This is a genomic window from Arthrobacter sp. TmtSoilC79 (assembly GCF_059739405.1).
This window is the reverse complement of the sequence record NZ_AP046051.1, coordinates 3,671,112-3,693,221: the sequence shown is the minus strand read 5'-3', so window position 1 is coordinate 3,693,221 and position 22,110 is coordinate 3,671,112. Positions and strand designations below refer to the sequence as shown.

General features: G+C 62.6%; 21 protein-coding genes and 1 pseudogene. 9 read left to right on the top strand and 13 right to left on the bottom strand.

From position 1 onward, the window contains the following. Positions 1–5: 5 nt before the first annotated feature. From AC6JA3_RS16835 to AC6JA3_RS16810, 6 genes are all read right to left on the bottom strand, one after another. Positions 6–659 (bottom strand): DedA family protein, encoded by a 654-nt coding sequence (locus AC6JA3_RS16835; RefSeq protein ID WP_497920339.1) that lies wholly within the window; start codon positions 657–659, stop codon positions 6–8. 137 nt (positions 660–796) lie between these two features. After that, the gene (locus tag AC6JA3_RS16830; protein WP_026548235.1) at positions 797–1,888 is read right to left on the bottom strand and encodes a LacI family DNA-binding transcriptional regulator; all 1,092 of its coding nucleotides are present in this window, start codon (positions 1,886–1,888) and stop codon (positions 797–799) included. A 38-nt stretch (positions 1,889–1,926) separates the two neighbouring features. Then, positions 1,927–2,826, bottom strand: a complete 900-nt coding sequence (locus AC6JA3_RS16825) for a carbohydrate ABC transporter permease (protein ID WP_026542580.1) — start codon at positions 2,824–2,826, stop codon at positions 1,927–1,929. Continuing rightward, on the bottom strand, positions 2,826–3,704 hold the full coding sequence (locus AC6JA3_RS16820; protein ID WP_026542579.1) for a carbohydrate ABC transporter permease: 879 nt from the start codon (positions 3,702–3,704) through the stop codon (positions 2,826–2,828). Before AC6JA3_RS16820 ends, AC6JA3_RS16825 begins: the two co-directional genes overlap by 1 nt. A 46-nt stretch (positions 3,705–3,750) precedes the next feature. Further along, the gene (locus AC6JA3_RS16815; RefSeq protein WP_497920338.1) at positions 3,751–5,088 is read right to left on the bottom strand and encodes an ABC transporter substrate-binding protein; all 1,338 of its coding nucleotides are present in this window, start codon (positions 5,086–5,088) and stop codon (positions 3,751–3,753) included. 50 nt (positions 5,089–5,138) lie between these two features. Then, positions 5,139–6,575: a glycoside hydrolase gene (locus tag AC6JA3_RS16810; protein ID WP_497920337.1), complete on the bottom strand. Its 1,437-nt coding sequence runs from the start codon at positions 6,573–6,575 to the stop codon at positions 5,139–5,141. 338 nt (positions 6,576–6,913) lie between these two features. Here AC6JA3_RS16810 and AC6JA3_RS16805 point away from each other — a divergent pair, with 338 nt between their 5' ends. Beyond that, complete coding sequence (locus AC6JA3_RS16805; RefSeq protein ID WP_497920336.1) at positions 6,914–8,473, top strand: glycoside hydrolase family 32 protein; 1,560 nt, start codon at positions 6,914–6,916, stop codon at positions 8,471–8,473. A gap of 270 nt (positions 8,474–8,743) precedes the next feature. After that, positions 8,744–10,405: a RecQ family ATP-dependent DNA helicase gene (locus AC6JA3_RS16800; RefSeq protein WP_497920335.1), complete on the top strand. Its 1,662-nt coding sequence runs from the start codon at positions 8,744–8,746 to the stop codon at positions 10,403–10,405. A 13-nt stretch (positions 10,406–10,418) separates the two neighbouring features. On the opposite strand, the gene AC6JA3_RS16795 is transcribed toward AC6JA3_RS16800, so the two are convergent. Together AC6JA3_RS16795 and AC6JA3_RS16790 are read right to left on the bottom strand one after the other, a co-directional pair. Further along, positions 10,419–11,348 carry an NAD(P)H-hydrate dehydratase gene (locus AC6JA3_RS16795; protein WP_497920645.1) on the bottom strand — a complete coding sequence of 310 codons (930 nt, stop codon included), beginning with the start codon at positions 11,346–11,348 and terminating at the stop codon, positions 10,419–10,421. Next, positions 11,326–12,111 (bottom strand): annotated as a pseudogene (locus AC6JA3_RS16790) (histidine phosphatase family protein). The gene AC6JA3_RS16795 and the pseudogene AC6JA3_RS16790 overlap by 23 nt, the downstream one beginning before the upstream one ends. A 118-nt stretch (positions 12,112–12,229) precedes the next feature. On the opposite strand from AC6JA3_RS16790, the gene AC6JA3_RS16785 reads away from it, so the two are divergent. Beyond that, positions 12,230–13,501, top strand: coding sequence for an NAD(P)/FAD-dependent oxidoreductase (locus AC6JA3_RS16785; RefSeq protein ID WP_497920334.1), 1,272 nt, complete (start codon positions 12,230–12,232; stop codon positions 13,499–13,501). 10 nt (positions 13,502–13,511) lie between these two features. On the opposite strand, the gene AC6JA3_RS16780 is transcribed toward AC6JA3_RS16785, so the two are convergent. Continuing rightward, complete coding sequence (locus AC6JA3_RS16780; protein WP_497920333.1) at positions 13,512–13,796, bottom strand: DUF3040 domain-containing protein; 285 nt, start codon at positions 13,794–13,796, stop codon at positions 13,512–13,514. 219 nt (positions 13,797–14,015) lie between these two features. On the opposite strand from AC6JA3_RS16780, the gene AC6JA3_RS16775 reads away from it, so the two are divergent. Further along, positions 14,016–14,477, top strand: a complete 462-nt coding sequence (locus AC6JA3_RS16775; protein ID WP_497920332.1) for a GatB/YqeY domain-containing protein — start codon at positions 14,016–14,018, stop codon at positions 14,475–14,477. A 28-nt stretch (positions 14,478–14,505) separates the two neighbouring features. Here the strand turns inward: AC6JA3_RS16775 and AC6JA3_RS16770 are convergent, their stop codons facing one another. The 4 genes from AC6JA3_RS16770 to AC6JA3_RS16755 form a co-directional block, all read right to left on the bottom strand. Then, entirely contained in the window at positions 14,506–15,237 is a 732-nt protein-coding gene (locus AC6JA3_RS16770) for a DUF72 domain-containing protein (protein ID WP_497920331.1), read from the bottom strand. Between the two features lie 10 nt (positions 15,238–15,247). Next, a complete protein-coding gene (locus AC6JA3_RS16765; RefSeq protein WP_497920330.1) occupies positions 15,248–16,114 on the bottom strand; it encodes a glycosyltransferase family 2 protein in 867 nt (288 codons plus the stop codon). Between the two features lie 108 nt (positions 16,115–16,222). Continuing rightward, entirely contained in the window at positions 16,223–16,441 is a 219-nt protein-coding gene (locus AC6JA3_RS16760; RefSeq protein ID WP_081733408.1) for a hypothetical protein, read from the bottom strand. A gap of 129 nt (positions 16,442–16,570) precedes the next feature. Further along, positions 16,571–17,029: a MarR family winged helix-turn-helix transcriptional regulator gene (locus AC6JA3_RS16755; protein ID WP_026548243.1), complete on the bottom strand. Its 459-nt coding sequence runs from the start codon at positions 17,027–17,029 to the stop codon at positions 16,571–16,573. Between the two features lie 139 nt (positions 17,030–17,168). Between AC6JA3_RS16755 and AC6JA3_RS16750 the strand changes: the two genes are divergently transcribed. Genes AC6JA3_RS16750 through AC6JA3_RS16730 form a run of 5 tightly spaced genes read left to right on the top strand, consistent with a single transcriptional unit; the run spans position 17,169 to position 22,109 of the window. Further along, positions 17,169–18,137, top strand: coding sequence for an SDR family NAD(P)-dependent oxidoreductase (locus AC6JA3_RS16750; protein ID WP_497920329.1), 969 nt, complete (start codon positions 17,169–17,171; stop codon positions 18,135–18,137). Positions 18,138–18,139: 2 nt separating this feature from the next. Further along, a complete protein-coding gene (locus tag AC6JA3_RS16745; RefSeq protein WP_026542565.1) occupies positions 18,140–19,030 on the top strand; it encodes an amidohydrolase family protein in 891 nt (296 codons plus the stop codon). Position 19,031: 1 nt separating this feature from the next. Beyond that, on the top strand, positions 19,032–20,264 hold the full coding sequence (locus AC6JA3_RS16740) for an acyl-CoA dehydrogenase family protein (RefSeq protein WP_497920328.1): 1,233 nt from the start codon (positions 19,032–19,034) through the stop codon (positions 20,262–20,264). A gap of 31 nt (positions 20,265–20,295) precedes the next feature. Next, a complete protein-coding gene (locus AC6JA3_RS16735) occupies positions 20,296–20,751 on the top strand; it encodes a MaoC family dehydratase (RefSeq protein WP_026542563.1) in 456 nt (151 codons plus the stop codon). 32 nt (positions 20,752–20,783) lie between these two features. Continuing rightward, positions 20,784–22,109, top strand: a complete 1,326-nt coding sequence (locus AC6JA3_RS16730) for an MFS transporter (protein ID WP_091554297.1) — start codon at positions 20,784–20,786, stop codon at positions 22,107–22,109. The last annotated feature ends 1 nt before the right edge of the window (position 22,110 follow it).

The following is a 22,110-nucleotide window of genomic DNA, read 5'->3' as shown; positions in this document are numbered from 1 at the left end:
CCTGCCTACTTGGCGTTTGCCTTGCCCCGCCTGACCCGGCGGACGACGAGCCACGCTATGAAGCCGGCAATCCCGGCGTAGACGGCGTAGTTGAGGAAGCGCGAGTACTGGTCCACCAAGTGGTATTGCTTGCCCAGCAACGCGCCCAATCCAATGAGCAGCCCGTTCCATACTCCGGTTCCGGCGATGGTGAAGATGCTGAAGGTCACCAGGTTCATGCGTTCGGCGCCGGCCGGGAGGGAGATGAGGCTGCGCACCCCGGGCAACAGCCTTCCGAAGAAGATGGCGGACTTGCCGTGGCGCTCAAACCAACCGGCTGCCCTCTCGAAATCTTCCCGGTCAACCAGTGGAAGCTTCGACAACAAATGGATGGACCGCTTCATCCCTACTTTGTAGCCCAGCCAATACAACAGCAGAGCCCCTGCGTAAGCGCCAAGGGTGCTGGTGAGGAACACCAACAACAGGTTGATGTTGCCTTGCTGGGTGAGGAAGCCGGCCAAAGGGAGGATGACTTCGCTGGGGATTGGGGGAAACACCGTCTCAAGAAACGTCAGCAAGCCCACTCCCCATTCGCCGAGGGCCTCGATGACCTTGGCGGCAACGCCCACTATTCCGGTCAGCTGATCAGCGGAACCACCCGTTTCCAAAGAGCCGAACAAAGCGATGTCCTTCCATGAGCTGACAGTTCCACAAGGGAAGCCCAGTGATGGGGGACCACTGGGCTTCCACCCTCAACGCTATTCCTCCACGCGGCTGCGGGCAATGCGCAGGGGGTACGACTTCGATCCTTCGTGGATCAAGCGCGCCGTTGTGCGGGTGAATGCACGGCTACGGACGCACGCTCAACCGGCGGGCAGGCGATCTTCACAGCTGATTCAAGTGGAGCCGCATCCAAGCCCAGGAGCATGCGTACGCCGGCTGCGCCCAGTTCGTAATGAGGCAGGGACACTGTGGAGAGCGGCGGACGCAGGTGGGCAGCAATGACTTCCTGGTTATCGAAACCCACCACGGCCATGTCCTCCGGGATGGACAGCCCGTTTTCCCGCAGGCCATCGTAAAGTCCCATAGCCATGCGGTCGTTATAGCAATACACCGCGCTCACCCCGAGGGTGAGCAGCCTTTCCGTGGCGCCGTAGCCGCCCTCCTGATCCGGGTAGGCTTCAAACACCAACGCCGGATCAAAGCCAATTCCGGCGGCATTGAGCGCGTCCTTGTACCCCTGGAGCCGGCCATCCCTGGCAGGTGAGGGGGTAGTGGCGTTGATGAACGCGATGCGACGGTGCCCGCCGCGGAGCAGGATCCCGGCGGCCGATTGGCCGCCCTGTGTCTCGTCCGGGACCACGGCGCGGGCCGTTCCGGATTCCGGGGAAAAACAGTTGACCAGGACGAAGTCAGATTCCCGAAGCGTTGCCGGAATCTCCGTAGGACGGTGGAACCACGTGGAGTACAGGATGCCGCGTACTTTGTATTCGAGCATCATTGCTATTGCGTCTTTTTCGAGCTCCTGGTTGCCTTCAGTGTTCGCGATCAGGAGGGCGTAGCCATGTTTCCAGGCCTCGTCTTGAGCACCGTGGATGATTTGGCCGGCGAACGGCGTAGTAGCTACGCCGTCGGCGACCAGTCCAATGAACTTGGACGTGCCGCTCACCAGTGTTTTGGCCATGGCATTGGGACGGTAACCCAACTGGGTGATCGCCTCGGTGACGCGTTGGCGGGTTTCGTCGGCGATCCGGGCGTTCTTCTTCTTGTTGATCACCAAGGACACCGTGGCAGTGGATACTCCGGCCAGTTCAGCCACTTCCCGGAGGGTCACCGGATGGGCACGGCCTGTTCTGGCAGGCATTGCGGGGGTGGCCGCGCTGCCCGACTCTCTCTCCTGCGAAATCATCTGTCCTCCATCAGGAGTATAACCGTCGGCCATTGAGGTCATCCCTTGTTCGCTCCGCTCTCAAGGCCTTGGATCATGGCCTTGTTGAGGACCAGGAAGACCAGCAGCAGAGGCGTGATGGTCACGCAGACAGCAGCGAAGGTGGCCGTCCAGTCGACCTTGCCCATGGCGCCGATGTAGTTCTGCAGGCCCAGGGGGATGGTTTTGAGTTCTTCGGAGAGCACAAAGGTATTTGCGAAGATGAAGTCGTTCCAGATGAAGATGCTGTTGACCAGCACTACCGTGACCACGGTGTTGAGCGACAGCGGCAGGGTGATCAGCCCGAAGATCCGGTAAGGTCCGGCACCATCGAGGGATGCTGCCTCATAGGTTTCGCGGGGAATGTACTCGAAGAAGGACGAGAAGAGGTAGATGGACATCGGCAGGGCGAAGCCGGCCAGCGGAATAATCATCGACTGGTAGGTGTCCAACAGGTTCACCGCGGAATAGTCGATGAACAGCGGGACCAGCGCGATCTGGACGGGAACAATGATGCCGACCAGGAACAAGCCCCGGACGAACTTGCTGAGGCGGAAGCCAAGGACCTGAATGGCGTAGGCGGCCATCATGCCGAACAGGACAATCAACACGTTGGCACCCATGGTGACGATGAAACTGTTCAGGATATTCCGTCCGAGGTCACCGGTTTCGAAAGCCCGGGCGTAGTTCTCCCAGGTCAGTGAGCTGGGAAGCGCGAAAGGATCTCCGGTGGCAAAGTCGTGTTCAGTCCGGAGGCTGGTCAAGAACAGCCAGGCAAGCGGATAGACCTGGACGATCACGATGAGCATGATCAGGACCCTCGAGAGTGTCCGGTAAAGGCTTGGCTTCCGCCGCCGCTTCTGAGGGACGGCAGCAGGACGTGCACGGGTGGGCCGGGCCGGGGCTGTCTGGGTGATCATTAATCTGCCTTCCGCTTGAGCATGAACAAGATGAGGCCGACGGCGACGAGGCACTCGATCACGATGAAGACGGAGATGGTGCTTGCGTAGCCGAAATCCGTGCTGGTGAAGGCTGTCTTGTACATGTAGGTGGTGAGGAGCTCGGACGACTGCCCGGGGCCGCCGTTGGTCATGAGGTACGGGATGTCGAAGCCCCGCAGGCCGTATGTGGTGGCCATGATGGTGGTGGTAATCCAGACGGGCCGAATGTAGGGGAAGCGGATCTTGGTGAACAGGGTCCACTTCGATGCGCCATCCAGGACCGCAGCTTCTTCGAGCTCCTTGGGCACGGCGATCAACGCCGCGTAGATGATGAGCATGTAGAGCCCGGTGAAGCGCCATCCTTCAGGGGCGGAGACTGCGGCCAGGACAGTGTTGACGTCGGACAACCAGGCCCGCTCCAAGGAACCCAGTCCCACCCAGTGCAGGAGCTGATTCAGCAGGCCGACGGGATCAATGGAGTAGATGCGGACAAAGAGGAACGCAATGGCGACCGTGGAGATCACAGCGGGCAGCAAATACAGGGTCTTGATCAGTTCACGTCCCCTGCTCAGGGATGTGAGCAGGCTGGCGACAACCAGGGCGCCGCCCAGTTGCAGGACCAGGCAGATGGCCAGGTAGAGCAGGGCGTTGAAGAAGGAACGCCAGAAGACGTCATCGGCGGTGAGCATTCGGACGTAGTTGGCCAGCCCGACGAACTCCATGTCACTGATGCCATTCCAGGAGAAGAAGCTCAGGACCAGGGACTGAAGTATGGGAAAGAGGACTGCTGCGCAATAGAGCAGCAGGGGTGGGAGCAGGAAAACCAGTACTGAGGTCCTTGACCTGTTGGGAAGCATGGTGGGCCTTTCGGGCGGGGGCACTACAGGCCCCCGCCGTTTCGGTTTACTTGAAGAACTTGGGCGCGTTCTGCTTGATGGCGTCGTCCATGGTCTTGGTGAATTGTTCGGGCGTGACGTTGCCCTGGACCAGGAGGACCAGCTCTTGCTGCAAGCGGCCATTGGTGGTGGGGTCCAGCTGGGTGTCCCACGGCATGGCCTGCTTTTCGCCGAGGGTATTGGCCGTTTCGAGGGCCTTTTTATACAGCGGCGTGGCGTTCGCAGGGACGGTGGTTTCCACGGTGGTGGTGGGGGAGAGCGCCCCCGTGGCAGCGTATTCGGCCGGATACTTCTGCAAGGCGAACTTCAGGAAATCGCTGACCAGGGGATCGTACGTCTTTGAGTTCACTGCCATGCCGATGCCGGACGGGGAAACGAACTCGTTGGCCGCCGTCACGGAACCCGATGTTGTGGGAAGGGTGAAGAAGTCGATGTCGTCCCGGACGTCAGGGTTGAGTTTGTCAGTGGCGAGGCTGGGCAGTTCCCACGTGCCGATGTTGTACATCGCGGCTTGGCCGGAGGTGAACTGGTTCTGCGCGTCCGAGTAGCCCTGCGCGGAGAAGCCCTTTTGGAAGCACTCGGCCTTGCCGAGTTCGGACATCCATTGAACGGTCTTTTGGCCCGCAGGATCGCTGAACGCAGCTTCACCCTTCTTCAGTTTTTGGACAAAGTCGGGGCCGGCAGCCCGGAAGGGCTGGTACGCCACATAGCGTTCCAGCGGCCACTGGTCCTGCCCGTCGATGGCGATCGGAGTAATTCCGGCACTGCGCAGGGCGGTGCACATCGCTGGGATGTCGTCCAAGGACTGAGGAACGGCTACGCCGGCCTTTTGGAGCAGGGCTTTGTTGTACCAGATGAATTCGAGCTCGAACTGGAACGGGATCATGTAAAGGGACCCGTCATCGAACCGCTGGTAGTCCAAGGCCCCGGGCCGGTAGTCGTCATAGAGGTCCAGCGACTTCAGCAGCTTGTCGGCCTCCACCATCTTGCCCTGCTTGGCCAGCTGCTGGGCGAACGGAGTGGCATCGGTGTCAAACAGCTCGGGGAGCTTGTTGGCCGCAGCCAGGGTTTCGAGCTTCTGGATGTAGGAGGGGCGGTCCGGGGTGGTGATGAGGTTCAGTGCAAACCCCGGGTGGTCCTTGGCGTAGTCGTCGGCGAGCTTCTTCATGATGTTGATGACGGCGCCGTCGGCAGGCCTGGAAAGGAGCCACGAGATTTCGCGGGGCTTGATCTCACCGGTGGGGCTGACATTGGCGGGGTCGCTGGTGCCGCCAGCGCCGCCGCAGGCTGTCAACGCCAGGGCAGCGACGGCTGCGACGGCGGCAGCACGGAGTAGTTTCTTCATTGCGGCAATCTCCCTTGATTGGAACAGAGGTTGGGGTGGGTGCGGGATATTCAGTTGTCGGTACGTTGGCGTATTTCAAGTTCGGTGACAGCGACGGATCCTTCGCCGACGAAGACGCCGATCCGCCCGGTAGTGCGGTCGTAGATCCTCGCGCTGAGCGCCACTTGGCGGTCGACGACGGCGACGCAAGTGTCGCCGTCGACGATGACCTCAAGCGTGTGTACGCCGGGGGTGAGGTCGCAGGGCCGCTCAAGTTCGACGTCGAACGGGACATCGCCTGAGACGTGCCACTGTGCATCACCGGTGACCGCGCGCGGCCAGCGGTCGAAGACGAGCCTGCTCCGCTTGGGTTCCAAGCGGAGGACGTAGGAGTGGTCGCCGTCGTGGCTTGAGCGGAGCAGCAACCCGCACTCGGTGGTGTTCGGCGCGATGTCCAGCACCACCTTGGCGTAAAACTGTTCCGGCATCTCCTCGTCGGACACCATCGACGTGTACCCATCCGGCACATCGAACCGGGTGGGCACGGCACTTGTCAGGGAGACGGGGACGTCATCCCAGAAGCTCTCCACCAGTTCATCCGCGAAGCAGAATCCCAAGGTTCCGTCCGGGTTTTGGCGGGCTTCGAGCACAGACATGGTGCCGGCCCACTGCCATGGCCCATTGTCGGTGTTGCCTTCCTTGGTGGCGATCCAGCCAAAGAAGAAACGGCGGCCGTCTCGCTCAGCGGACTTTGAGGCGTAAAAGGCGCGGCCGTCGACGCTGTCCAAAGATGGCACAGTCCATGGGCCGTCGGGACTCTTGGCCATGCGGTAGCGGGTGGTGAACGATTCCGAGAACTCGGAGTACACCATGTACCACCAGTCACCCCAAGCGAAGACATCCGGGCATTCATGGGTGATGTACCGGCGTGGGTCCCAAAACGGGTCGGTGTGTTGCCAGGTCATCAGGTCAGTGGATACGCACTGGGCGATCACGCCGCGGCGGCGCTCCGGACCGGTGGAGTGCCTGGCTGCCAACAACATCCTCCACTGCTTCCTGGTGTCATCCCAGAACACGAAGGGATCCCGCCAGTCACCGGACTCGTAGCCGTCCGGAGCGCCGAATGTCAGTTCCGGGTGCTTTTGCCAAGTGCGCATGCCATCGGTGCTGGTGGCGTGCATGACCAACTGGAGCGGTACGCCGTCGGCCCCGCGGTTCCGGGGGTTTTGGCCGGTGTAGAAGAGATGGTGGACGCCGGACCCGTCCGCAACGACGCTGCCGGTGTAGGCGTTGAAGTCCCGGTCGGTTTCGCTGCCGTGGTGCAGGGAGACACCATGGTTTTCAAACTGTGTGAGGTCTTTTGTGGTGACCAGGTTCCATGATGTTCCCGGTTTCGGGTCCGAGCGGTCTTCGTGAAGGTAGAAGAGCCAGAACTCTCCGTCCTTCTCGTAGGGGATAAGGTCCCCAACCCATCCGTCGGCGGGTTGGAAGAAGACTGGGCGTTTCATCTGCGCTGATGTCCATTCTGCTAAAGCGTTTGATCACTCGTAAGCTAGCTGGAAAATCACCAGCGATCAAGCGTTTTAGCAATTATTTATTTTGCCTGGACCTATGGTGCTAAAACGCTTGACCGGAAAACCGTCCGCCGCTAATGTCCTGCGTAGCCGATGACTCACCGGACCGCTCGATGCCGAGCCGTCCGGACCCGGCAATCAGTACCAATCCAGCTCTCCACCTGACGTGCAGTACCAGGCTGCCCGGGACCTTTCCCGACGGTCTCACACACCCATCACCATGACGTTTGGCGTGTCGTCGCGCCCGCCGAACACTGAGAGGAAACGAATCGATGACGTATGACATCTCTCGCCGCACTGCCCTGCAAGGAGCAGGGGTTGGTGCCTTGGCACTTTTCATGAGCAATGCCATTCCCCTGGCCGCCCACGCCCAGACATCCCTCCGGGCGATCTACCATATGACCCCGCCCTCGGGCTGGCTATGTGATCCGCAGCGACCCGTACATACAAACGGCGCCTACCAGCTCTACTACCTCCACTCCGGCCAGAACAACGGACCGGGCGGATGGGACCACGCGACCACCGGCGACGGAGTGTCCTACACCCACCATGGAGTGGTGATGCCAATGGAACCGGACTTCCCCGTGTGGTCGGGATCGGCAGTAGTGGACACCGCCAACACCGCCGGCTTCGGCGCCGGCGCAGTCATCGCGCTCGCCACCCAACCCACCGACGGAGTCCGGAAATTCCAGGAACAGTACCTTTACTGGTCCACGGATGGCGGCTATACCTTCACCGCGTTGCCTGACGCGGTCATTGTGAACACTGATGGACGGACGGCCACCACCCCCGCCGAGGTGGAGAACGCAGAATGGTTCCGCGACCCGAAGATTCACTGGGACGCGACGCGCAACGAGTGGGTCTGTGTCATCGGCAGGGCCCGCTACGCTGCCTTCTACACCTCTCCCAACCTGCGGGATTGGCAATGGAAGTCCAACTTCGACTACCCCAACCACGCCCTCGGCGGTATCGAATGCCCGGATCTGTTTGAAATGACCGCAGGAGACGGAACCCGGCACTGGGTGTTCGGGGCGAGCATGGACGCCTACAGCATCGGCCTCCCCATGACCTTTGCCTACTGGACAGGTTCATGGAACGGCACAGCATTCATCGCCGACAACCTCACACCACAGTGGCTTGACTGGGGATGGGACTGGTACGCCGCCGTGACCTGGCCGGCCGTGGAAGCACCTGAGACCAAGCGGCTTGCCACCGCGTGGATGAACAACTGGAAATATGCCGCCCGCAACGTGCCCACGGACGCGTCCGATGGCTATAACGGGCAAAATTCCATTACGCGCGAGCTCAGGCTCGAGCGCCAATCGGGCGGCTGGTACACCTTGCTCAGCACGCCTGTTCCGGCGCTTTCGAACTATGCCACGTCCAGCACGACCCTTCCGGACCGCACAGTCAACGGCAGTTTCGTACTTCCGTGGAGCGGCCGGGCGTATGAACTGGAACTCGATATTTCATGGGACACGGCAGCGAACGTGGGAGTCTCGGTGGGCCGCTCGTCCGATGGCAGCCGCCATACGAACATCGGCAAATACGGTGACGAGTTGTATGTCGATCGCGCATCCTCGGAGCAAAGCGGTTATGCGCTGGCACCCTACACCCGCGCCGCCGCGCCCATCGATGCGAACGCCAGATCCGTCCACCTGCGCATCTTTGTAGACACCCAAAGTGTTGAGGTGTTCGTAAATTCCGGGCACACGGTGGTTTCGCAGCAGGTGCACTTCGCGGCCGGGGACACGGGGATCTCCCTCTATGCGGACGGCGGTCCGGCCAACTTCACCGGCATCACCATCCGCGAGTTCGGGAACCCCATCTAAGCCTGCGTCCCACGGCTGGAAAGAACGACGGCGACGCTGCAGCAGGCGGGTGCGTCGCCGTCGTTCTTCCGGGTCCGTTGGGCAGTTCGCATGTGACAAGCACCCGGGTGACCCACCTGATCCACCCTGTACAACGACAGGTCGCAGCCAACAAGGCGTTATCCACAGCCGACCAGGCAACGCACGACGCCGGGTCCCCGGCTCCGATAGGCTGGTCACCTCGGCTGATGCAAGTGGCCGCAGGAAACTCTATGCGGAGCCACCCTACGAATGTCTGATGACCTTGCCCTGAGCGCCCTCGCGGCGTCCGATTTCTCCCTCCCCGAATTGCGCGACGGCCAACTGGCTGGGATGAGCGCCCTCGTCCAAGGCCGCGATGTCCTCGCGGTCATGCCCACCGGTTACGGAAAGTCCGCCACCTATCAGGTCGCTGCCCGGTACCTTCACCACCAAACGGGACGGCCCGCCGTCGTGGTTTCTCCGCTTATTGCTTTGCAGGATGACCAGTTGGACGGGCTGACCGAGGACCTTGGCCCCGGCGCCGCCGTCGCCATCAACTCCTCCCGCAGCGATTCGGAAGTGGAGGCGGCCTGGGCGGCGGCTGAATCCGGCCAGGCCACCTTCTTGTTCCTTGCCCCGGAGCAACTGGCCAAGCAGGCCACCGTGGAACGGATCGCGGCGCTGAACATCACCATGTTCGTGGTGGACGAGGCGCACTGTGTCTCCTCCTGGGGCCATGATTTCCGCCCCGACTACCTGGACCTGGGTACCGTCCGCGAACAGTTGGGCAACCCGCCGGTGGTGGCGCTGACTGCTACCGCCTCACCGCCGGTGCGCAACGAAATTCTGGAGCGGCTGGGCATGAAGGACCCGTTGGTCCTGATCCGCGGCTTTGACCGCCCCAATATCAGCCTCGATGTGGTCCGGCACCAGGAGGACAAGGGCAAGCGCAAAGCCGTGGTGGAGCAGGTTGCCGCCCTCGCCAAGGCCGGGGGAGTGGGCTTGCTGTACGTGGCAACCCGCAAGGACAGCGGGAAGTACGCGGCCAAGCTGGCAGAAGAAGGCCTGCGGGCCGACGCCTATCATGCGGGTCGATCCGACGCTGACCGCGAGAAGGTCCATGAGTCATTCCTGGATGACCAACTGGACGTTGTTGTTGCCACAACAGCCTTTGGCATGGGGATCGACAAGCCAAACGTCCGGTTCGTGGTCCACGCAGACATTCCGGAGTCCCTGGATTCGTACTACCAGGAGATCGGCCGGGCCGGGCGTGACGGCGAACCTGCCCACGCGGTGCTGCATTATCGTGCCGAAGACCTGGGGCTTCGCAAGTTCTTCGCGACTCACTCCCCGGATCCTGAAGCGCTCAGCACGGTGCTCAAGGTCATCAGGAATGCAGGCGCGCCGGCCCCGAAATCCGCGCTGGTTGAGCTCACGGGCTTCCCGGCGCGTCGGATCACTGCACTGGTGAACCAGTTGGAAGATGCCGGCGCCGTCACCACGGGGAAGCGCGGTGTCCGCCTTGCTTCCAAGGCCAAGCTTTCCGCGCTGGTGCGCCGTGCTGTAGAACGTGCAGAGGCCCGGCAACGGGTGGAACAGTCCCGGCTCACCATGATGCGGGGCTACGCGGAGACCGACGGCTGCCGCCGGCAATTCCTTCTGGGCTACTTTGGCGAGGACATGCCCGAGCCCTGCGGCAACTGCGATGCCTGCAAGGATTCCGCGGACAGGGTGAATCTCCAGGACGCAGCGGATGACACCGCGGCTCCTGAACTGTTTCCGCTCCAATCCACTGTGGTCCATAAGGAATGGGGCCAAGGCCTGGTGATGCGGCACGAGGACGACGTCATCACTGTGCTCTTCGAGCAGGAGGGGTACAAGACCCTGTCCCGATCCGCCGTCGTCGAACATGAGCTGTTGAAGCCGGCCTAGGTACCAGCGCGCCTCAGGTGTTCAGCTCCAGCATCAATGCCGGGAGCTCATCGGCGAGCTCACGGGCCAGGAAGCCCAGCGGACCGAGCTTGCTCGCCAAACGATCAGCTGCGGCGGCGTGAAGGTGGGTGCCCCAGCACGCTGCCTGCACGCCGCTTGTGCCCCTGGCCCGAAGCCCGGCGATGGTGCCGGCCAAAACGTCCCCGCTGCCGGATGTTCCCAGTCCGCCGTAACCTGTGGTGATCTTCCACAGTCCCGGTTCCTGCGAACTTCCGGATGAGGGTCCAGCGATGAAGCCCTGGCAACTGACCACTGCACCGAAGCATTGGGCGATGGCCGCCACGTCCCTCTCCAGGTCCTCAACGTCCCGTCCCAGCAGGATTCCCGCTTCCGTCGGGTTGGGAGTCAGGAGCAGCCGGCCACGCCATGGGCCAAGCCGGTCTTCGATCCGGGCCAGCCCGCCCAAGGCATAAGCATCAAGCACGACGGCGGGCCCTCCTTTCGGGCCGTCGCCACCCTCGGTTTCCTCCCGCGCCAGCAGGGCGTCCAGGAGATGCTCGGCAAGGTCCCGGTCGTCCAGTCCCGGACCGACCAAGACGGCGTCGGCCTTCTCCAAATAAGCTGCCACCCGGTCCAGCCCTTCGCCGGTGACAGAGCCGTCGGCGTTCTCCGGCAGGCCCACAGACCCACATTCGGGCAGGGCAACGGCTACCTGCGGCGCCACGGACCCTGCCACAGCCAGCGTGATCTTTCCCGCACCCGCACGGAGCGCCGAAATGCCGGCCAACAGGGCTGCGCCCGGGGTTGCCCGCGCGCCGCCGATGACCAGCACTGCTCCGCGCGAATATTTGTCTTCGCCAGGAGCGGGCAAGGGCCAGTCCCGCAGCAGGGAGGGGGTCACCAGGGTGGGGTTGCCGGGCTCACTGGGGGTGGACACTGGCATCTCCGGCATGTTCGGTCACTGCCACACCCTGCTCTTTCAGATGGTCAGCTACGTTGAAGCTCTCCAGTTGCCAAGGGCCGGCACCCGTGGGGCGCACGTACCGGGTGATGGAGGCATTCAGCACCGATGTGGTGGCTGCCAGGTCCAGGATCTCGTCCTCGGACATTCCTTCCAGGACATAACGGACAAGGAGGATGACGGCGTCATGGCAGACCAACATGACCCGGTGGCCTCTTCCCAATGTGTTCAGCTCGTCCAGGACCGAGCGGAGCCGGAGGGCGACGTCGGCCCAGGACTCACCACCCGGCGGCCGGTAGTACAACTTGCCGAGTCAGAGCCGCCGTTCGGCCTCGTCCGGGTAGCGTGCCTCAACGCCCAGGCGCGTCAACCTGTCCAGAATCCCCAGCTCCCGGTCACGCAGGCGTTCATCGGTGAGGACCTTTACCGGCCAGCCTGCCGCCTCCACGGCGATCTCGGCCGTCTGACGGGCCCGGGCATAGGGTGAGGACACCACAGCATCGGGCCGGAACTCCTCAGCCATCCTTGCCAGCGCCGTCCCCAATGCCTTCGCCTGCTCCTGGCCCGTTGCGGAAAGGTCCACGTCAGGGTCCCTGGCCGGCACCTGGATAACCTCGGCCCCGGCCAGGCGCGCCTCCGTCGCGGCCACGTTGCCTTCACTCTCGCCGTGCCGGATCAGCAGCAATTCCACGGCACCAGCCTCCTGCACTGCGTCCGTCAGCCCGTCCTCAACCACAAAGATCACCCCTCCGCGTGCGTTGCCGAATGCAGAACACTACCCACTGCGTACCCGCCAAGGCCGGATGGTAACGGGGGATCGGGAACCCCTTTTGTCCGGACTTGGAGTGAAGTAAGTTGCTCGCATGGAGGACTCATACCCAGTGGTCATTGTCGGTGCCGGATTTGCAGGCGTAGCAGCAGCCAAGGAGCTGGGGGGCAAAGGCATCCACGTCCTGCTCATCGACTCAAACAACTATCACCAGTTCCAGCCCCTGCTTTATCAGGTTGCGACGTCCCAGATAGGTGTCTCAGCCATTGCCCGCCCCCTGCGCTCGGTTTTCCGTCGCTACAAGACCGTCAAGGTCCTCACCGCGAAAGTGGAGTCAGTCAGCGCGGCTGAACGGACGGTCACCACCACCGATGGCCGCACGGTGCACGGAGAAATCCTGGTGATCGCCGTTGGGGCGGTCCCTAACTTCTTCAACACTCCGGGTGCGGCGGAACTGGCATTCCCCCTCTATTCGGTTACTGATGCCACCAGGCTAGGCACGGGCCTCACCCGTCTGCTGGACCAGGCCGACAGAAACCCGGACGGTTCCGTTGACGTTGTGGTGGTGGGAGGGGGCCCTACCGGCGTGGAAACCGCGGGAGCGATGGCAGAGAACGTCAAATACGTTGTGAGCAAGTATTTCTCGCCGGAGCTTGCCGCGCGGTGCAGGGTGCATCTGGTGGATATGGTCCCCAGCGTCCTGAACATGTTCTCCGCCAAGTCCCAGAAGTATGCCACGGAGCATTTGAAGAAAGTGGGGGTCCAACTGCACATGGGGGTGGGCGTCACCGAGGTCCGTCCCGACGGGGTGGCCTTGGCAGATGGAACTTCGGTACCGGGACAAATCGTGGTGTGGGCAGGAGGGCTGAAAGCCGGCGGCCTGATTGATGGTTCCGGACTGGCCCAGGGGAGAGGGGGCCGGGTTGACGTTCATCCTGACCTGACCGCTCCGGGCGTGGACGGTGTGTACGTCATTGGAGACGCGGCGAACATCACGGATTCAACGGGGGCAAAGCTGCCGCAGCTGGGTTCGGTGGCTCAACAGGCTGGAAAATGGGCCGGCAAAAACATCCTCGCGGACCTGGACGGGGGCAGCCGGGCACCATTCCGTTATGTGGACAAAGGCTACATGGCCATGGTCGGGCGTGGCGCGGCAGTGGCGGAGCTGGGCCGCAAGCGAGTCCAGTTGCAAGGCGTCCTTGCCTTCCTGTCCTGGCTGCTGGTGCATCTGGCCCTGCTTTCGGGGCTGCAACAAAAGGTCCGGGCCTTGTTCTCCTGGCTCAATGGCTATCTTCTCCATAGCCCTGCACAAGTGGTGGTCAGCGGACCTGTCGAGAAGGAATCACCGGACCAGGATCCAAGCTGAGTCCGGGATCTCAAAGGAGCTGTGACCCCGCCACTTTCTTGTAGTTGCGGTGGGCCACCAGTGCATGGACTACGAAGAGTGCCCCGGCAAGGGCAAGGGGAAACACGTGCAAGGGTATCGCCAGCAGCATCAGCAGGACCCCGAGTGCAGCGCCCACGACATCACGGAGGCGGGGTTGCGCCGGTCCGGGCACAGGTACCCCGGATTCGAGTTGCCGGGCCAGGTCGGGATCCTGGATGAACAGTTCACGCTCAAGTTGCTGAAGTACTTTGCGCTCCCTTTCAGAAAGTGGCATGGGAGTCCCTCCTTAAGCGCTGAGGCTGCTTTGTGAGATTGGAGATCAACCGGTTCAGGGGCGACCCTTTTCCAGTGACCCAATAAGCTAAGCATGCTTACTATTCAGACCGCAAGCATGTCGCCCGTACTGTGTGCTTCCCCTCGCCGGACGGGAGGCCCCTCTCCGGCACCCAAGCTGGGAAGATAGCACTGGGAACACCAAACAAGGAGCAACATCATGACACTCAAAGAACGCTTGAAAGCGGACGTCGTTGACCACATGAAGGCCGGCAATAAGGTTGCATTGACCACGGTTCGCAACGTGTTGGGCGAGATCAGCACGCGGGAAAAGTCGGGCAAGACGCCGGTGGAGCTCGACGACGCGCAAGTCACCTCGCTGCTGCAGAAGGAAGCTGCCAAGCGCCGCGACACGGCCCGGATCTACACTGAAGCCGGCGAGGCGGACCGGGCAACAGCCGAAGTAGCCGAAGCGGAGATTATTGAGGCGTACCTCCCCAAGGCGCTCACCCGCGAAGAAGTAGAGGCAATCGTGGACGAGGCCATCACGGCTTTGACCGCAGATGGCCAGGCACTCTCCATGCGGTCCATTGGAGCCGTCATGAAGCCTGTCACCGCCAAAGTTGCAGGACGCTTCGACGGTAAGACGGTCAGCGAAATCGTGCGGGGCCGTTTGGCTTGAGTGGCCGTGGGGTTGGTGTCGCCATGCGTCAGCCAACCCCAAGCAGCCACCGCAGCGTCTCAGCGTTCCGCACGGCATTGCCGCCGCCGTCGTTGTTGAAGTAGGCGTACACGTCCTTGCCCGCGCCGGCCCATTCGCGGATCCGGTCCGCCCACCACCGAAGGTCGTCATCGGAGTAGGAGCCGCCGTAAAGGTGCTCGTGGTCCGGGCCGTGAAGCCGTATGTACACAAACGGTGCGGTGGCGCGGAGGATGCAGGGCAGATTGGCGCCACTCATGATGCAGTAGGCAGCGCCATGCCGCGCCAGCAGCGCATACCCCTCCGGATGGTCCCAACTGTCGTGGCGGAACTCGACGGCTACCCGGATCCAATGGGGCAAAGCGGCCAGGAAGTAGTCGAGCCTCGCATCGTCACGGGCAAATCCCGGTGGCAGCTGGACCAAGAGCACGGCCCGCTTGTCACCGAGCTCATGCCAGCAGCGGGTAATCCGTTCCACCCAGACCTCGGGACTGTAGAGCTTTTTGGCATGCGTGAGCCCCCGGGGGGCCTTGACCGACATCGCGAAGCCCGGCGGAAGGCGTTCACGCCAGCCGGCGAACGTCGTTTCCCGGGGCCAACGGTAGAAACTCGCATTGAGTTCCACGGTCTTGAACCTCGCGGTATACAGGGCCAGGCGCTTTGACGCGGGAAGTCCGGGCGGATAGAGCACGTTCTCCCAGTGATCGTAGCTCCAGCCTGATGTGCCGATGTGGATCGCCATGGTGTGGATGTTAGTCCTTGGCACCCAGCACGACGTCGTACGCCTCAACCCGCCGGTCGGTGACGGTGGTGGGCGACTCGAGGTGGACCGCGCCCGAAGGCAGGATGCCGGCACCTCCGAACCTCTCCATGACCTGCCACTGTGCCACCACGTCCTCTCCGGCGTGGTTGGCCGGGAGTCCACGCCAAAAGCTGAACCCGCCCGACTCGATCAAGGCGTGCCTGTTGTACAGCACGCACCCGCCCAACCAGGCAACCCTGTAGGGCACCCATCCGTCAGGAGGCAGGGGAAGATCGGTACTGAGGTGGCTGAGGTTGGCGGCGTTGTGAAGGGGCCAACGGTTGAAGGCAGCGGTGCCCGGGCGGATACGTTCGGGCATCACAGGGCCCTGCCACGGTTCGAATCCGGCCGTCTCATCCGGCCTCCTCTCGCCCAGATAGGACAGGCCTTGGGGAGCCATGCCCACAAAACCGCAACCCAGTTCATCCAGGGCGCGGCTGAGGCGATCCAAGGCGCCAGGCTCCAGCCACACGTCGTCGTCCAGGAACAGGCACTGTTCTGCGGTGGACTGTTCCAGCAGGAACTGCCGGTGCTCTGCGAGCCCACGCTGCGGGAGGTGGCGGAAAAGGGCAACAGATCTGCCCTGGGCCTCAAGTACCCGGATGACCGCGGCGACGGCAGGATGTTCCCAGTCCGGGCTGCCGGTGGATTGATCGCTCATCACCACCCTGAACGGGGGTTCGGACTGCGCCGCCAAGCCGGCAAGGGTAACTGCCGCCTCGGCGGGTCGATTGCACGTAGGGATGAGCACGTCCATGGTCGCCGTTTCGGAAACGTTGTTTGGTTCTGCCCACCGCGTGGAAGTTTTCCAGCCCACAGCACACCTCCGGCCCTCAGGATTGGTATGGATTGAGATGGGTTTCCCCTATCTATACCCACTTGGGCCGGTTCTATTCCCCGAGCTGCGTCAAGGAGCGGGCTATTTTCAGCCCCTCGCTCCGGACCTCTCCATCAGGGCGCGGAGGTCTTCGGCTACCTTCGCCACTTCACGTTGCCTGACAGCTCGACCCGGCGTGGATGGGCCGGTTCCTTGACGCGCAGGCCTGTTGGAACTGCGGGGCTGGCGATGGGGTTTGGGCTCACGCACGGACGCGTCGACACTGACGCTGCCCTGCAGGGGATCGTGGAAGAGTGGGAAGTCCATAGTGTCCGATCCTGACAGAAGCTGCTCCGGGCCGGTATGGACATGTGCCTACGGTAGACGCGATGTGATGTGCAGATGTCCAGGACCGCTCGCCGTAACGTCCCGGCCGGGTGTGGCGCGGAGGGAAGCTCAGCCCCACAGCGCCTTTTTGAGCAGTGCCCGCAGTTGCACATTTTCTTCATCGGTCAGTGCCGCCAGCTGGGTTTGCTCGCATGCTTCGAGCCCGGTCCGTGCTTTGGTATGGATCCGCCGGCCCTCGGCAGTGGAGACGATGATCTTTGCCCTGCGGTCCTGCTTGCCCTGCGCCCGCTTGACCAGGCCCCGGTGCTCGAGGTCGTCCACCAAACTGACTACCTGGCTTGGGTCAAGGCTGAGGAAATCGGCCAGCTCCCGCTGCGTGGGTTCCAGTCCGCTGCACGCCAGGGTGAGCACGGAAAAGGATCGTTCCCGCAGTCCATAGTCCGCCAGCGCCTTGTTGTTCAGGAGTGAGCCGGTGGCATGCAGCTTGGCCAACAGCAGGCCCACGTCGTTTCCGATTTTGGCCGCGGCCAGGCGCGGGATTTCCACTTCGGTACTCTGCGGTCCCATGACAACTCCAATAGTAATAAAAAACAATCGTTGACTTTTTCAATGATCCGTATTCTCATTGATCATGACAAGGATCTCACGACGCCGTGGGATCGGCCCCACCGGCTCCGGCCGGTTACTGCATGCGAAGGAGCACGGCATGAGCTTGAACGGCAAGGTTGCGATCGTTACCGGGAGTGGGCAGGGTCTTGGACTGGCTTACGCGAGGGAGCTCGCCCGCCAGGGGGCCGCCGTCGTGATTAATGACGTCAACACCGAAACCGCTGCCGCCGCAGTCGCGCAGATCCAGGCCGACGGCGGCCGGGCCACCGCTGTGGTGGTTCCCGTGGGCTCGACCGATGCTGCGAAAGCCTTGGTGGCGGGCGCTGTCGAGTCGTTCGGCCGCCTGGACATCCTGGTCACGAACGCCGGGATCCTCCGGGACAAGAGCCTGTTGAAAATGACGGACGAGGATTTTGACCTGGTCATCAACGTGCACCTGAAGGGCACATTCACCTGTGTGCGTGAGGCGTTCGCGTACTTCAAGGAAAACAACGTCGCGGGCCGGATCATCACCATCGGTTCGCCCACCGGGCAGCGCGGCAACTTCGGGCAGACAAACTATGCTGCGGCGAAGGCCGGGATCGTGGGCATGGTCCGCACCTGGGCGCTGGAGATGAAGAAGGCCGGAGTGACGGTGAACTCCGTGATCCCGGTGGCAGCGACGGCAATGACCAAGACCGTCCCGTATTTCCAGAAAGCTGTCGAGGCCGAAGAGCGTGGTGAGGCGATGCCGTCCTTCTTCCGTCATGATCTTGGTTTTGGAACGGCCGACGACGTCGCCGGGCTGATTGCCTTCCTCGCCTCTGACGCGGCTGCGGGAATTACCGGCCAGGCGATTGGTGCCGGTGGTGACCGGCTGCAGGTCTGGACGCACCCCGAGGCAGCAACCACCGAATACCGTCAGGGCGGGTGGGACTACGAGGCGCTGCAGGAAAACGCCGGCTCCCTGTTCAGTTCGGACACCCTGCAAAGCTTCGGTGAGGAATTCCTGCCGCTGCCCGCAGAGCTGCAGCCCGAGCCTGTTAAGGCTGAGACTGCCACGTCTGAACCCGTGCAGGCGCGCTGATCATGGCTGACCGTTATGAGTTGGGCATCGATGCTTCGGCGTTGGACGCCATTGACATGCATGTCCACCTCGAGGTGGACAGCTGTGGACACGGCTCGCTCCCGGACGCGCTGACGGAGGCCTCGGCGAAGTATTTCAAGGCCGAGGACCGGACACCGTCGCTGGACAGGATCGCCGAGCTGTACCGGGAACTGAACATGGCCGCCGTCGTCTTCACAGTGGACGCCCGGACGCAGCTCAAGCACGAACCCAACAGCATCCCGGAGCTGATTGCCGGGGCGGCACGCAACAACGATGTGCTGATCCCGTTCGGCAGTGTTGACCCCAGGACGGGGGAGGACGCGATCGCCGGGGCCAAGCACCAGGCAGTAGAGCTTGGTGCCCGGGGGTTCAAGTTCCACCCTTCCCTGCAAGGGTTCGACCCATCCAATGAGCAGTTCTACCCGCTCTGGGAAACGCTGCAGGAGTTGGGGCTGCCGTGTATTTTCCACACCGGCCAGAACGGCATGGGCGCGGGCCTTCCCGGCGGATACGGAATTAAGCTCGCGTACTCCAACCCGTTGCTGCTCGATGCCGTAGCCGCGGATTTCCCGGGACTGCAGATCATCATGGCCCACCCCTCGGTGCCGTGGCAGGATGAGGCAAATTCGATCGCGACGCACAAATCCAACGTCTTCATCGACCTGTCCGGATGGTCGCCGAAGTACTTCCCGGAGTCGCTGGTGAAGGCCTCGAATTCGGTCTTGCAGGACAAGGTGCTGTTCGGCACGGACTTCCCGCTGATCACCCCGCAGAAATGGTTGGGTGCTTTCGCTGACCTGCCGTTGAAGGACGAAGTCCGGCCAAAGATCCTCAAGGACAACGCCGTCCGCCTCCTCGGACTCGGAGGCTGAAATGACCACGACGACGGCAGCAACAGAGACGGATCAGCGGTTGTATTCAGTGGCGGACTGGTACGACGCCGAAGCACTCCTCACCACCGAAGAGCGCAAGGTCCTGGGCCGGCTTCGGACGTTCCTGACCGCCGAGGCGAAGCCGTTGCTGGCCGAGTACTGGGAACGCGGCGAATTTCCGGAGCAACTGGCCCGTCCATTGATCGACCTGGACTTGATGGAACCGGCCGATCTCACAGTCGATGCACCGGCGAGGGGTGTCTTCCACGGCTTCCGGATCTTCGAACTGGCCCGAACTGACGCGTCACTGGCTACCTGGTACACCGCGCAGGCTGGGCTGTTCAGGACCGCGATCCGGGTTGGTGCCTCGGAGGAACAGCAAAAGGAGTGGATGCCCCGCGTCATCGACTTCTCCCTCAAGGGCGTCTTCTCCCTGACTGAGCCCGAACACGGCTCGGACATCGCCGGCGGCCTTGCCACCACCGCCCGGTTCGAACCGGGTACCGGAACCAACCCCGACGGCGGAACATGGGTTTTGGACGGCGCCAAGAGGTGGATCGGTGGAGCCTCCACAGCGGATGTGCTGTGCGTGTTCGCCCGCGACGTCGCGGACGGGCAGGTCAAAGCGTTCCTGGTGGACCGTACCGCCGAAGGTGTGTCCTTGGAGAAAATCCACGGCAAGACCTCGCTGCGGATGATGCAGAACGCCCACATCACCCTTGATAAGGTCCGGGTCCCGGACACCATGCGCCTGCATAACGTGAACTCGTTCAAGGACGTCGCCGCGATGCTGCGGGCGATGCGCTCGGACGTTGCCTGGATCGCCACCGGCATCCAGGCCGGCGCGTTCGAAGCCGCCCTGGCGTACGTCAAGGAACGGCAGCAGTTCGGCCGGTCCCTGGGGTCGTTCCAGCTGGTCCAGGAGAAACTGGCCCGGATGCTGGGAAACGTCACCGCATCGCTTTCGCTGGTGGTACGGCTGACCGAGCAGCAGGGCTGGGGGATCTACCGGGACCAGGACTCGGCGCTGGCCAAAATGCAGACGTCCCTGATGATGCGCGAAACCGTCGCCCTGGCACGCGAAGTGGTGGGCGGAAACGGCATTACCCTGGCCGCCGACGTCGGGCGTTTCCACGCTGACGCCGAAGCCGTCTATTCCTACGAGGGCACCCACGAAATCAACGCCCTCATCATCGGCCGCGCCCTCACCGGCGCCGGCGCTTTCACCAGCTAACGCTTTTCAAACCAATCAACAGGAGGCAAAGATGCCCAATCTCGTCGTCGATTTCGACACCTTGCTCACCATGTCCGGCAAGGACCTCGGCACCACCGATTACCGCGAAATCACCCAGCAGCAAATCAACCTGTTCGCCGATGCCACGGACGATCAGCAGTGGATCCACGTTGACCCCGAGCGCGCCAAGGATGGACCCTTCGGAGCCCCGATTGCGCACGGCTTCCTCACCCTGTCCCTGATCATCCCGTTCTGGGGCGAACTCTTCGACGTGGACGGGGTCACCACCAAGGTCAACTACGGCCTGGACAAAGTCCGCTTCACCTCGCCCGTCAAGGTCGGCTCCAAAGTCCGCATGAACGGCAGCATCGCCGAGGTCACCGAAGTCAAAGGCGGCGCCCAAATCAAGGTCAACGCCACCATCGAAATCGAAGGCCAGGAACGCCCCGCCGTCGTCGCCGAATTCCTCGCCCGTTTCTACAAGTAAGAATCCCGTCCCTCCTCTCCCAAGGAACAGCCATGTCAGGACACACTGCGCTCGCCCCGTCGAGCACGGCCGCCAAACGCAAAGAAGCGCGCACGGTCATCATGTCCAGCTATTTGGGCAGCACCATAGAGTTCTACGACTTCCTGCTCTACGCAACAGCGGCAGCAGTCGCCTTCCCGAAAGTCTTCTTCGCCGGCACTGACGAATGGGTGGGAGTAGTAGCCGCGTACGCCACGTTCGCGGCAGGCTACGTGGCCCGCCCACTGGGCGGCATCATCTTCGGCCATTTCGGTGACAGAATCGGCCGCAAGGGCATGCTCATCGTGTCCATGGCCATGATGGGCATTGCCTCAACGCTGATCGGCCTGATTCCAGGCGCCAACGTTATTGGTCCCTGGGGTGCGGTGATCCTGGTGGTCCTGCGTGTCTGCCAAGGAATCGCCGTGGGCGGCGAATGGGGAGGGGCCGCGCTGATGGCCCTGGAACATTCGGATCCCAAGCGGCGCGGATTCGCGGCCTCGTTCGTCAATGCCGGTGCACCTACGGGCGCCGTCCTTGGCACCGTAGTCATGGGCATCTTCTCCGCACTTCCCCAGGACGCGTTCCTGGCCTGGGGTTGGCGCGTGCCGTTCCTGTTGTCCTTTGTGCTGCTGATCGTGGGCATGTTCGTGAGGCTGCGGGTCTCCGAGAGCCCCATCTTTGCCGAAGCAGTGGCCAAGGAAAGCGCCCAGGGCACCAAGCGCAAAATCCCGCTTCTCGAAGTCCTGAAGCGCCCCAAAGCACTGGTCATGATCATGTTTGCCGGTGCGGCCGGATTCGGCCTCCAAGTGGTCCTGCCGACCTTCGCCGTAACGTACGCGGTATCCAAGGGCGCACCCCAGCAAGGAGTTCTCTACGCGTTCGCCGGAGCCTCGGCCATCTCCATACTGTTCGTGCTCCTGGGAGGCCGCCTGTCCGATCGCCTCGGCCGACGCCCGGTCATGGTCACCGGCTTGGCGCTGTTCATCCTTTACCTGTTCCCGATGTTCGGAATGCTCAGCTCCGGCAACATCGCATTGGTCTTCCTGGCCTTCACGGTGGCACTGATCCTGCACTCCTCCCTCTACGGACCCCTCGCCGCCTTTGTCTCCGAGCAGTTCGGCACCACCAACCGCTACACCGGTGCAGCAGTCGGTTACCAGTTGGCAACACTGATCGGTGCAGGCTTCACCCCCGGGATCGTGGCCGGACTGTACAAGGACGCAGGCCAGAGCATCGTGCCCGTGGTGGTGTTCCTGTCCGTCATGTCGCTGGTCTCGATTGTCTTCATCCTGCTGACGCGGGAGTCTAAGAACAACGACCTCTCAACGGTCAGTTAGG

Excerpts from the sequence above, each read along its gene's own strand:
- AC6JA3_RS16825 (WP_026542580.1), bottom strand. The coding sequence starts at position 2,826 with ATGATCACCCAGACAGCCCCGGCCCGGCCCACCCGTGCACGTCCTGCT.
- AC6JA3_RS16775 (WP_497920332.1), top strand. The coding sequence starts at position 14,016 with ATGACACTCAAAGAACGCTTGAAAGCGGACGTCGTTGACCACATGAAG.
- AC6JA3_RS16830 (WP_026548235.1), bottom strand. The coding sequence starts at position 1,888 with ATGATTTCGCAGGAGAGAGAGTCGGGCAGCGCGGCCACCCCCGCAATG.
- AC6JA3_RS16735 (WP_026542563.1), top strand. The coding sequence starts at position 20,296 with ATGCCCAATCTCGTCGTCGATTTCGACACCTTGCTCACCATGTCCGGC.
- AC6JA3_RS16740 (WP_497920328.1), top strand. The coding sequence starts at position 19,032 with ATGACCACGACGACGGCAGCAACAGAGACGGATCAGCGGTTGTATTCA.
- AC6JA3_RS16745 (WP_026542565.1), top strand. The coding sequence starts at position 18,140 with ATGGCTGACCGTTATGAGTTGGGCATCGATGCTTCGGCGTTGGACGCC.
- AC6JA3_RS16820 (WP_026542579.1), bottom strand. The coding sequence starts at position 3,704 with ATGCTTCCCAACAGGTCAAGGACCTCAGTACTGGTTTTCCTGCTCCCA.
- AC6JA3_RS16810 (WP_497920337.1), bottom strand. The coding sequence starts at position 6,575 with ATGAAACGCCCAGTCTTCTTCCAACCCGCCGACGGATGGGTTGGGGAC.
- AC6JA3_RS16770 (WP_497920331.1), bottom strand. The coding sequence starts at position 15,237 with ATGGCGATCCACATCGGCACATCAGGCTGGAGCTACGATCACTGGGAG.
- AC6JA3_RS16750 (WP_497920329.1), top strand. The coding sequence starts at position 17,169 with ATGAGCTTGAACGGCAAGGTTGCGATCGTTACCGGGAGTGGGCAGGGT.
- AC6JA3_RS16800 (WP_497920335.1), top strand. The coding sequence starts at position 8,744 with ATGTCTGATGACCTTGCCCTGAGCGCCCTCGCGGCGTCCGATTTCTCC.
- AC6JA3_RS16805 (WP_497920336.1), top strand. The coding sequence starts at position 6,914 with ATGACGTATGACATCTCTCGCCGCACTGCCCTGCAAGGAGCAGGGGTT.
- AC6JA3_RS16760 (WP_081733408.1), bottom strand. The coding sequence starts at position 16,441 with ATGGACTTCCCACTCTTCCACGATCCCCTGCAGGGCAGCGTCAGTGTC.
- AC6JA3_RS16730 (WP_091554297.1), top strand. The coding sequence starts at position 20,784 with ATGTCAGGACACACTGCGCTCGCCCCGTCGAGCACGGCCGCCAAACGC.
- AC6JA3_RS16755 (WP_026548243.1), bottom strand. The coding sequence starts at position 17,029 with ATGGGACCGCAGAGTACCGAAGTGGAAATCCCGCGCCTGGCCGCGGCC.
- AC6JA3_RS16795 (WP_497920645.1), bottom strand. The coding sequence starts at position 11,348 with ATGCCAGTGTCCACCCCCAGTGAGCCCGGCAACCCCACCCTGGTGACC.
- AC6JA3_RS16815 (WP_497920338.1), bottom strand. The coding sequence starts at position 5,088 with ATGAAGAAACTACTCCGTGCTGCCGCCGTCGCAGCCGTCGCTGCCCTG.
- AC6JA3_RS16785 (WP_497920334.1), top strand. The coding sequence starts at position 12,230 with ATGGAGGACTCATACCCAGTGGTCATTGTCGGTGCCGGATTTGCAGGC.
- AC6JA3_RS16780 (WP_497920333.1), bottom strand. The coding sequence starts at position 13,796 with ATGCCACTTTCTGAAAGGGAGCGCAAAGTACTTCAGCAACTTGAGCGT.